Below are 9,738 nucleotides of genomic sequence, written 5' to 3'. Positions count from 1 at the left end.
AACCTGAAGTTGCAGCGAGATGATGTAGTTTGCGTACTTATAGTAAGACATTATAGAACGTATGCTGTACTTCTTTACACGGCACACAAAGTGCAATTAGCCTATGCAGGTTGTTGAGAGTTTCTTGTCCTACAGTATAGAGCCGGACACAGCCATCCTTCGGAGCAGGTGGCTGGCTGTCATCGACAGCGCGACTTACTGAAATGGCATGCTGCACCTGTGCGGGCGTATTGGGCAGGAACATGTCAGTTACTGGCTCCACCATGCCTCGGAGCATTACGCGCCTAACGTCAGTGACCAGGCATGGATGATGGAGGTGCTCTTCTCGCAGCTCACAGGCACCAGCCTCCGTAGAGTGGCTATTGTCGTGGCGGAGGACCTCTTTCTGCAGTCCGTCTTAGAACAGCTGTGCAGCAGGTCGAGGTCCGTCTTCAAGGGCAGTGTTCAGATGCTCACCTTCCACGATGCGGAAAGCGCTGAAGAGTGGCTGCTGGCTGAATGCTGAGCTTTATCACCCGGTGCCTTGCTGAAGTCCTTCACCTGTGCTTTGGATATAGCGGTAGCAGGTGGCCCTGCCGATGCTCAGTATCTTTGCTATCTCCTCCACGGTCTTTGTTCCGGAGTCGAAGAAGGTGCAGCAAATTTACTCAACCAAAATAGCTGTCTGTGCTCGTCCCGCAAAAGGTGGAATTTTTGAGCAGGAAGGTGGAGGTTAGCTTGCTTGGTCAAGTCCACCCCTGTTTCGTCGGCCTGCATGCTAACCGCAACAAGACGCAACATTCTGACCACAACGTAGCGCAACACCGCGTTGAGCAGGCTATTATTGGGGGCCAACACATTTCAAACCAAAACCAAACCGACCCACTGTATTGGGTGTCTTTTGCATAAGATTCGTGCATAATGCATGAAATATGTGCAGATAGCACTTGATTTCGCATGATTTGATGTTTGCTCTAGCTTTAGTATGCCTTCAGACAAAGTGCTTAAAAGCCCAAAAGCGGAGAATCACGTGTTTCTAAAGCCTTTTTTGCAGGTAAAACAGTCTTTTTTCCCTACGCATTTGCAGCGCATTGATTTACCGTGGTTGCAGACGGTTTGCACCTGGTTGAAAACAGTTGATTTCTGCCATGTGCTGTCCCAAATACGGCGGTATACCGATCCAGCAAAAGCAGCAGTTGCTTCATGTTGCCGAACCTGTTGCTATACGTTGCTGGCAAGTGAGCGCTTGTCTCTTTTCAGTAGCCTTCGCGATAGCATACCGCTGTTTCTGGCCTCTAGTCTGTGTACTGCGCTGTGAGTGCTGACTGAATCTAATGAGAAGATACAGCAGCAACGGCAAGCAACGTGGAGCAACAAGCCTTTTAGGCGATGTCCCAGAAAACGTGGATCCTTAGTACAGCCGGAGCAGCAATTGCTGGTATGTTGGAAAGTGTTGCTTTCTGTTGCCGACAAGTGTTGCTGGCACTGTTGATCTAAGTTGGTTTCCGTTGACTGGCCCTGCTGCATTCCTGAAAGCAAGGGTTCAAATCACAGCAGCTACCATGGGTGATTTTTGTCATTTCCGGGATAACTTCTTGCCGCTTTTTTGCCGTCCCAGGTGGCGCGCATATGTCGTTTTTTTGTAGCTTTTTTGCCGGTTGCTTTGTCTGGGACGGCTTATCCTGAGGAACTAGGGGTGCAATTACTGAAACGTACACAAACCGCCACTTATAAAACATACATAATAAAGGCTCATGCCTACTACTCACTCTTCTCCTTTTCTGTTTTTAAAGAATTTCTTGATGTTCACTCCCGAGAACTCCAGGATCTTGTAGAGGGTAGGTCCAATCTTTTCAGGGGGTTGAATTCCTATTCCAGGTTAAACCCACTTCCGAAGGCTTTGAAAGATTTGGACAGGCTTTACTCTACACTGTATACTAAGGTATATCGATCAGCCTGAAATAGCTGAAGTGGCGGTTTGTGTACGTTTCAGTAACTGCACCCATCGTTTGCTTTGAGCTGTTCAGTGTGGTTAAACAGCTCAGGAAATAACCTCTTTGAGCCAATATAATTATTTCTTATATTGCCTTAATACAACTATTCTTGCTACTAAAATGGATCTTTTCATTTTTTCAGTCCTCCAATTGCTGTTCCCTATGACATGACTATCAGCAACAGAAACTTCTCTGACACCAATGCTTGTCCCCTTATATTACAACAGAGAAAGATAGTAAGAGAGAAGCCGGTGTGGCGGCTATACTTTAACCGGTAGAAATATGAAAGCGCTCCTGTCAGAAACAAGCACTGTTATTTATTCGGACATGGTAACCACTTAACATGATATCACATCAAACATCTAACCCGAAACAAATATGAAAGTAACTGCCATTGGACACGCTGGCCTAAAAGTACAGACGGAGTATGCAATGCTTCTCATAGACCCTTGGCTATCACCAGAAGGCTGTTTTCAGGGTTCCTGGTTCCAGTTCCCGGATAACTCACACCTATTGTCGGACCAGGGTTTATACAAACCAACCGCAATTATTATTTCACATGAGCATTTGGATCATTGCGATCCATGGATTTTATCAAGAATTGATCCTGAGGTTCCTGTGATTGTTCCCAAATACCCTTCACCAGCCTTAAAGCAGAAAATATTGCTGGGTGGTAAAAGGCGTATCATTGAGGTAAATGAGTGGAAAACCTATGACATTACCAGCAACACAAAAGTATTCTTCGTCTCTGAACCGCCCATGAACCATGATTCTGCCATTGTCATTCAGGCAGACGGGCATACACTGCTGAATATGAACGATGCGCGTTTGTTTCCTATGCAGTTAAGAGAAATCAAGCAAAAAGTCGGCGGTGACATCCATATGTTTGCTTTTCAGGGAGCTGGCGCTTCGTGGTTCCCCATGGTCTATGACTTTCCAGAAGAGCAAAAGGAAAAACTTAGAAAGCAGAAAAGAGCAGCAAAATTGTCTTATTGCGTTAAGAGTATGAAAATTGTTGAGCCCATTGTTGGCTTTCCCTTTGCCGGGCCTCCATGCTTTTTAGATCCAAACTTATTCTCCTATAATGAGGAAATGAAAGAAGGAATATTTCCGGATCAGGAGCAGGTAGCCAGTTTCCTGGCTAAAAAGAAGATAAAGAATATTGAGGTGCTGTTGCCTGGAGACACTTGGGACTCAGCCGAAGAACAGAAAACACAGGATTCCCAATGGGAAAACTTCAGATTCAATTCACGATGGGATTATCTTAAAGAGTATCAGGAAAGACGAAGGGATCAGATTCAAAAGCCTTATGATCGCTACCCTGTCCCTGAGGCGTCTCTTTGGAAAGCCTTTGAAACTTATTTTGAGGAGCTGCTTACCCTAAGCCCCTACTTTAACGAGCACATTGATATGCGGGTTGGATTTGAAGTTAAAGGGAAGGGCGGAGGAGACTGGCATGTGGACTTCAGAGAGGGGAAACAGGGCGTGGGAAAGGGTGTAGAAGACTGCGGCTATATCTATACCTTTGAATCCCGCTGGCTGCCACCTGTTCTGGCAAAAGAGGTCCCTTGGGAGGATTTCTTCCTGTCCTTGAGATTTAATGCTAGTAGAAACCCAGACCTTTACAACGACCACCTGCTGGGCCTGCTAAAGTTTGCAGACAAAGGAGCGCTAGAGGAAGTAGCCAAATTTGAAACCACTCCTGTTTCTAACAAAAGAATTACCATTCATTCGGATGGCAAGACCTATTCTGTTTCAAGATATTGTCCTCATGCCGGAAATGATTTTTTACACTCAGGCGAGGTACTCCCGGGTGGTATTTTCAGGTGCCTTGCCCACCACTACGACTTTGACCTGGAATCCGGTGAGTGTATTACTAGCAGTTGCGAAAACCTTACAGTAGAACGGATTGATTAGCGTTTGAGCAGACAAAATGTGCAGGCGACAAAAGCGCCAGAAACAAATCGGCCCGATAGTACATCGGGCCGATTTGTTTCAGTTCATGCTTTCAGCGACAACATTCGCCGGTGAACGTAAAACTGTCATCTCCTGAAATCCATGGATAGCGCGAGCACTGTTGAATAAGCATGACAACTGAAGCTCCCTGGAATAGTGCTTATTCCTAACTTGAGCCACTTGTACAGAAAGAGCCTCTGTGATAGCTACTTGAAATCGAGTTGTACAGAAAAGTTGACAGTTGGTCTCGTCCTGGAAAAGAGGTAGATAAAGCTGTGGACTTCATTGCAAAAGCTCCTGGTAGCAAAGATGAAATTCTTTATTTTGAATCATCAGAAAACTACAGCAGGTACCTTTCCCTTACTGCTGAATGACTTGTTCACCTCTTACGTAGTTACAGGATCGGCAGCATCTGCATCATATGTTTTTAATCAATTTATTTTTTGAATAGGGTAAGGAATCGAGCCAGCGTATCCTACATTTTTTTTTGATGAATAATACCTGGCGCAGTTCCAGTGGGGGGCATAAATAATATTGTTTTAGGTAAAAATTATTTATGCTTTGCTCTTATTCTGCTTAAGGTTTCAGCGCTAAGGCCAAGATAGGAGGCGATGTATTTTAAGGGTACTCGTCGAAGCATTTCTTTGTTTTCGAAAAGAAGCTTTTTGTACTTCTCTTCAGGGGTATCGAGTAAGAAGGAAGCTTCACGGTTCTCTTTTCTTACAAAAAGATTTTCAACAGAGAACAATAAAAACTTAGCCCATGCAGGGTATTGCTCTACCAACTGCAAAAGGTGGGGCCTGTCAAAGATCAATAAAGAAAGGTCTTCCATGGCCTTAACATTAAAGCGGGAAGGACTGCCGGTGATAAAGCTGGCATAAGAGCCGCAGAAGGTATTTTCGAAGTTAAATTCCTTTGTTACTTCTTCATCTTCAACCAAAAAGTAAAAGCGCACATATCCTTTTGCAATAAAGGCCATGTGCCGGCATACCTGCCCCTGTTCTAAAAATAGCTCATTCTTTTTAACCTGTTTTGGCTTGAGGATGCTTTGGAAAGCCGCCCATTCAGCATCATTGACCTTTATTACCTTTTCTATTTGTGTCCTTAGTTGTTCAACCATGTTCTTACTTGGTAAATCTTGATCAAAGTCAAGAAAGCAGAATGCCGTTCTAGCTTCCTTTGTATATAAATAAATGTTCACCTAAAATAATCAAAGCAATGTTCACTAGTGTAAAAATGGTATTTTTAGTTCTATATCTCATCGTTGTTTCTCAGGGTATTTTCTACCTCTATGCTTTAAGTGAGGCTTTATCGGGTATCTCAATGGATGCTTATGCCGAAATAAGGAATTCCACTGATAAGGTAATTGAATGGCCCCACAAGTTTGTATATCCAGCTGCAGTGCTCGTAGGTTTGATTGCTGTTGTCCTTTCCTTCATAAAAGCACCAGGTTCTCTGGTCTCTATTACAACTGCTATTGCGTTTGTGTGCGTTGTTGTGGATTTAGCCTTGGCTGTTAAGTTCAATCTGCCCATCAATGCACAGTTTCATACCTATCAGGCGGGGATGCAAGGTGTTGATTGGGAATCACTTAGGAATACATGGCTGCAGGTTTTAAATTATCGAGGAGTGTTGCAGGTGGTGGGATTTCTGGCGCTGCTAGTAGGAATGTTTAAATGATTAGTCTGCTATAATACAGCGTGTCGAAATTGTATGATACGCATATTCGCATGATAGGGCATTTGTACATCATTATTACTTATATCCACCCTTAGTTTTTAAACCTCTGATAGACAGCTTCTCACCTGAGCAACAAGTATGGACTCTGCAAAAAAGACTAAGGCTTTATCATTTGATGTCCAGTTATCAATGCTCAGCAGTTTCGTAACTCTTAACCTTTTATTTTTCTTATGAGCACACTTGCTTATGATCTTGTCGTGTTGATAGTAACATTTTTTTGCTGTCTCGTTTACAATTTTTTGCTGTACAGGCATCCTGCATATGTTGCTAAAAAAGGATTCACCTATTTGCTGGTGTTCCTGGCAATGTATCCGCTGCTGAACATGATTGCGCATTTAATTGCGGTAGGTACTCTTTCCGTAATTCGCTGGCAGCACGGGGTGTTTCAGTATGATATTAAATTTTATGCCCTCACACAGTTTGCTGTTCTTCTGATTCTGATCAATGCCTACCTGCTTAGCTGCATAAAACAGATTAGTCGCGGCAACTGGGGAACTTACCGGCACATGGTGCTTGCCTGTGTTTTGCAGATTGCTATTGTTCTTCCGTTGTTTCCATTCAATCCCATCAGCCTGTTGCCAGTGGCTACTTCCTTTATTTTAGTGATACGACTGATGCTGGCAATGCAAACTGGGCGTGTTAAAGGACTTAAGCTGGAAAAGAGTATAAAGGGTTGTACAACTTATGCATAATCTGTTGCTATTTTCTTATTGCAGAAGGAGCTTGATGTTGTAATGTATCAGTGATGATAATCCAGATTTGTAAATGAAAAAAGTAATACTGTTTGGCGCCACCGGTAACATAGGAAAAGCCATTGCCAGGGAAGTGCTGCAAGGAGGATACCGACTGTTGATTGTTGTTCGGAATAAAAATAAAGCAGAACAACTATCACATATCACAACTAGTTTCGTGGTTGCGGATATTACTGCACCGGGCTCACTGTCGGATATATGTCAGGGACAGGATATCGTAATTTCTGCCTTAGGTAAAAGTGTATCACCTAATGATAGAAGCAGGCAAACTTTCCGGGAAATAGACTTCGTAGGAAACTCTAATATTCTTCAGGAGGCCAAAGCAAGTGGCGTGAAAAAGTTTGTGTATGTTTCTGCCTTTCACTCTGAAAGGTACCTACACCTAAACTACTGTAGAGTGCATCATGAATTTGCCGAATTGTTGAAGTACTCAGGAATAGACTATACAATCATAAAACCTCCGGCTGTATTTAGTGCCTTTTTAGATATGATCGAAATGGCAAAGAAGGGGCAGCTAATTACGATAGGTGCTGGCGATAAAAAAACCAACCCAATTTATGAAGGCGACTTAGCCAAAGTTTGTGTGGATTCCATCAAGCATACCAAAGCTGTAGTTGAAGCTGGAGGTAAAGTTATATATACCAGGCATGAACTAAATGAGCTTGTTCAAATTGCCGTTAATCCGAAAAAAAAGGTTCGACACATTCCGCTAGGTTTAATGAAAACAGCTCTCCCCCTGATCAGGCTGTTTGATAAAAACATGTATGACAAGTTTTCCTTCTTCATTGAAGTAACGCAGCAGGATACAGTAGCGCCTCAACTAGGGGAAATGAGATTTGAGGATTATATCAGGAGCAAAGTGAAAGTATAGTTTTCGCTGTAGCGGTATAGAAGATTCACTACAATGGCCTTCTTCAGACCTCCAGTGAAAAGTATGAGCCATCAGACAAGGTGGAGCTCCCTGGCTCTCTTCAGGTACATGTTGATGGTACCGGTCCTGAGCTTCTTTCCCCTGATGGTTTTCAGGTTGATGCTGTTGCAGGTAACTCTAACTCAAGCTTGTGCTTTGGATGTAGCGGTAGCAGGTGGCCCTGCCGATGCCCAGTATCTTGGCTATCTCCTCCACAGTCTTTGTTCCGGAGTCGAAGAGTATCCTGGCTGACTTTGCCTTTTCCATGGCTGCTTTTGAAAGGCCTGTGGGTCTGCCGCCCTTCTTTCCCCTGGCCTTTGCTGAATCGAGCCCCGCCTTTGTTCTTTCGCGTATGATTTCCCGCTCAAACTCTGCCAATGAGGCAAAAATGTTGAAGGTGAACCTGCCGGTGGGAGTGGCCGTGTTGATGCCGTCCTGCAGGCTCACAAACTCCACCCCCCTTTCCTTGAATTCCGACACCAGGTCTATCAGGTCCCGCAGCGAGCGACCCAGCCTGTCCAGCTTCCAGACCACCACTGTGTCTCCGGAGCGTAACTGGTTTATCATCTTCTGCAGCTCCGGGCGCTCCTTGCTCTTGCCTGATTTCTTCTCACGGAATATCTGTTCGCACCCGTGTTTGGTGAGAGCGTCGAGCTGCAGCTCCAGCTTCTGGTCTTGTGTGCTGACCCGGGCGTATCCTATCTTCATAAGTGTCTCATAAACTCATCTCAAAAATAAAAAAAGATTTTGATTTTTGAGACGGCAAAATGAGACGCCATACAGGCTGTAGGGGCAGGTGCTGCTGCAGGTTCCACGATCTCATTATTCCCACGTTTTATAAGAAAAGTTTGTTAACCTATTTCAGGAGAAGCCCCCCCTTTATGTAACATTCATTTAAGTCGAAGCTAATTATGCGATTGCATCCGCTCATAAAGGAAGCTCAACTAACAGACACAGAATAAACAGTCGCCTTACATTCCCCCCGCCTTTGGCGTCTTTAATATTTTATGTTATATAATGGTATTTTATAAATAAAATACGTAAGAAATAAAATCCTTCAATTCTTTACTCGGCTTTAATTTAAAACTTCAGATATATGCAGACGCTAGAGATTACACTTGAAGCAATTCTTCAACATCATTTGGAGGCTTTTCGCAACAATGACATCGAAGAACTAATGAAAGACTACATTCAAGAGTCAGAGGTGTGGGGTCCGGATGGCGCTATGGTAGGACTAGAAGCAATTTCCTCCTTCTATTCATATGTTTTCACCCTTCTCCCAAAAGAGAACACCACCCTTGATTTAAAGCAACAGGTTGTCAAACAGGATAAAGCCTATATTGTCTGGAGCGCAGACAGTGCAGCAGTAGATATACCTATTGGTACAGACAGCTTCCAGGTGAAAGACGGCAAAATCCTGTGGCAGAGTTTGGCAGCTCACATCATACCTAAACCTTAGTCCATTCACCATATAATGTTGGAGTTATGCTTTCAATGTTTGAAAGTGTGACAGTAATTCTGTTACCGCCACATCTAGTGTAACTACATCTTGTGTAACTACATCTTGCACTTCCATGTTACGTCTTGTTGCGGTTAGCATGCAGGCCGACGAAACAGGGGTTGACTTGACCAAACAAGCTAACCTCCACCTTCCTGCTCAAAAATTCCACGTATTCCGGGACTGCAATTTTGTGAGTTAGTATGATTGCACCTTCTTCGGCTCTGGCATCAAGACCGTGGTGGAGATAGCCAATATGCTGGGTATCGGCAGAGCCACCTGCTATCGCTACATCCAAACTGCCAGCCTGAGTTAGACTCATTGGCTTAGCTATAGGGATGAAATTACTGCAGTAGATAAACACAGTAGCCGGAAAGCAAAAGCATCAATCTGCCATGGCAGGAATTATTACAGCTGTGTTTGTGTCTGCTTTTTAACTCTGAGAAGAGTTTTACATTACATGTTAGTTGGAGAGGGGTAGCTATTAGCTACCTCTTCTTTAGCTTGGCCAGGAGCGGCTGCATCATGCAGTTGATGCAAGCACTAGTCCGCCAAGGAGCAGGAAGGCGGCCAGAACAGCAACTATCAGCGCCAGGAGCCCTTTACCGCTTCTGACCCTCCGCCTGCTCCAGAATTTCCTATGACTTCCCCGCAGCTCATGCACAGGAGGCTGCCAACACCGCTCCCGTGCATGCCTGTAAGCAGCATTGCAAAGCCCTTTATAATGGCCTGTGCTGCGGCCTCTACTGCACCCTTTCTTTTCCCATGTACCGACAGTTTCTCTGAACCGCACTTAGGGCATTTGACTTTGTTCTCTACCATAGGATGTGTTTGCTGCACTCTAATGCTGTGTTCCTCTATAGCTTAGCAATATAACAGAATATTCGGGATGAGGTGCCTTCTCTATGA

General features: G+C 44.2%; 10 protein-coding genes. 6 read left to right on the top strand and 4 right to left on the bottom strand.

The annotated features are described in order from the left end of the window. Positions 1 to 208 precede the first annotated feature (208 nt). A complete protein-coding gene (locus E1919_RS23415) occupies positions 209 to 505 on the top strand; it encodes a hypothetical protein (protein WP_162055840.1) in 297 nt (98 codons plus the stop codon). Positions 506 to 2,351: 1,846 nt separating this feature from the next. After that, positions 2,352 to 3,890, top strand: a complete 1,539-nt coding sequence (locus tag E1919_RS23410; RefSeq protein WP_162055839.1) for a Rieske 2Fe-2S domain-containing protein — start codon at positions 2,352 to 2,354, stop codon at positions 3,888 to 3,890. Positions 3,891 to 4,479: 589 nt separating this feature from the next. On the opposite strand, the gene E1919_RS23405 is transcribed toward E1919_RS23410, so the two are convergent. Continuing rightward, entirely contained in the window at positions 4,480 to 5,130 is a 651-nt protein-coding gene (locus E1919_RS23405; RefSeq protein ID WP_162055838.1) for a Crp/Fnr family transcriptional regulator, read from the bottom strand. A gap of 17 nt (positions 5,131 to 5,147) precedes the next feature. Between E1919_RS23405 and E1919_RS23400 the strand changes: the two genes are divergently transcribed. From E1919_RS23400 to E1919_RS23390, 3 genes are all read left to right on the top strand, one after another. After that, positions 5,148 to 5,609, top strand: coding sequence for a DUF1772 domain-containing protein (locus tag E1919_RS23400; protein ID WP_162055837.1), 462 nt, complete (start codon positions 5,148 to 5,150; stop codon positions 5,607 to 5,609). A gap of 230 nt (positions 5,610 to 5,839) precedes the next feature. Further along, positions 5,840 to 6,361, top strand: a complete 522-nt coding sequence (locus E1919_RS23395; RefSeq protein ID WP_162055836.1) for a hypothetical protein — start codon at positions 5,840 to 5,842, stop codon at positions 6,359 to 6,361. A 73-nt stretch (positions 6,362 to 6,434) separates the two neighbouring features. Continuing rightward, positions 6,435 to 7,292, top strand: a complete 858-nt coding sequence (locus E1919_RS23390; protein WP_162055835.1) for an SDR family oxidoreductase — start codon at positions 6,435 to 6,437, stop codon at positions 7,290 to 7,292. Between the two features lie 177 nt (positions 7,293 to 7,469). Here E1919_RS23390 and E1919_RS23385 read toward each other — a convergent pair whose 3' ends face one another. Then, a complete protein-coding gene (locus E1919_RS23385) occupies positions 7,470 to 8,039 on the bottom strand; it encodes a recombinase family protein (RefSeq protein WP_162055834.1) in 570 nt (189 codons plus the stop codon). A 388-nt stretch (positions 8,040 to 8,427) separates the two neighbouring features. Between E1919_RS23385 and E1919_RS23380 the strand changes: the two genes are divergently transcribed. Then, positions 8,428 to 8,790 carry a nuclear transport factor 2 family protein gene (locus E1919_RS23380; RefSeq protein WP_162055833.1) on the top strand — a complete coding sequence of 121 codons (363 nt, stop codon included), beginning with the start codon at positions 8,428 to 8,430 and terminating at the stop codon, positions 8,788 to 8,790. A gap of 118 nt (positions 8,791 to 8,908) precedes the next feature. On the opposite strand, the gene E1919_RS23375 is transcribed toward E1919_RS23380, so the two are convergent. Both E1919_RS23375 and E1919_RS23370 read right to left on the bottom strand, forming a co-directional pair. Beyond that, positions 8,909 to 9,151 carry a hypothetical protein gene (locus tag E1919_RS23375; protein WP_162055832.1) on the bottom strand — a complete coding sequence of 81 codons (243 nt, stop codon included), beginning with the start codon at positions 9,149 to 9,151 and terminating at the stop codon, positions 8,909 to 8,911. Between the two features lie 263 nt (positions 9,152 to 9,414). Further along, positions 9,415 to 9,651, bottom strand: coding sequence for a hypothetical protein (locus E1919_RS23370; protein ID WP_162055831.1), 237 nt, complete (start codon positions 9,649 to 9,651; stop codon positions 9,415 to 9,417). Between the last annotated feature and the right edge of the window lie 87 nt (positions 9,652 to 9,738).

The sequence above is a fragment of the Pontibacter pamirensis genome, assembly GCF_010015475.1.
GTDB lineage: Bacteria > Bacteroidota > Bacteroidia > Cytophagales > Hymenobacteraceae > Pontibacter > Pontibacter pamirensis.
This window is presented reverse-complemented; position numbering and strand designations above follow the sequence as displayed.

What these genes read in the sequence shown, in the direction of transcription:
- E1919_RS23390 (WP_162055835.1), top strand. Translation starts at nt 6,435, where the DNA reads ATGAAAAAAGTAATACTGTTTGGCGCCACCGGTAACATAGGAAAAGCC.
- E1919_RS23370 (WP_162055831.1), bottom strand. Translation starts at nt 9,651, where the DNA reads ATGGTAGAGAACAAAGTCAAATGCCCTAAGTGCGGTTCAGAGAAACTG.
- E1919_RS23375 (WP_162055832.1), bottom strand. Translation starts at nt 9,151, where the DNA reads ATGAGTCTAACTCAGGCTGGCAGTTTGGATGTAGCGATAGCAGGTGGC.
- E1919_RS23380 (WP_162055833.1), top strand. Translation starts at nt 8,428, where the DNA reads ATGCAGACGCTAGAGATTACACTTGAAGCAATTCTTCAACATCATTTG.
- E1919_RS23395 (WP_162055836.1), top strand. Translation starts at nt 5,840, where the DNA reads ATGAGCACACTTGCTTATGATCTTGTCGTGTTGATAGTAACATTTTTT.
- E1919_RS23410 (WP_162055839.1), top strand. Translation starts at nt 2,352, where the DNA reads ATGAAAGTAACTGCCATTGGACACGCTGGCCTAAAAGTACAGACGGAG.
- E1919_RS23415 (WP_162055840.1), top strand. Translation starts at nt 209, where the DNA reads ATGCTGCACCTGTGCGGGCGTATTGGGCAGGAACATGTCAGTTACTGG.
- E1919_RS23385 (WP_162055834.1), bottom strand. Translation starts at nt 8,039, where the DNA reads ATGAAGATAGGATACGCCCGGGTCAGCACACAAGACCAGAAGCTGGAG.
- E1919_RS23400 (WP_162055837.1), top strand. Translation starts at nt 5,148, where the DNA reads ATGTTCACTAGTGTAAAAATGGTATTTTTAGTTCTATATCTCATCGTT.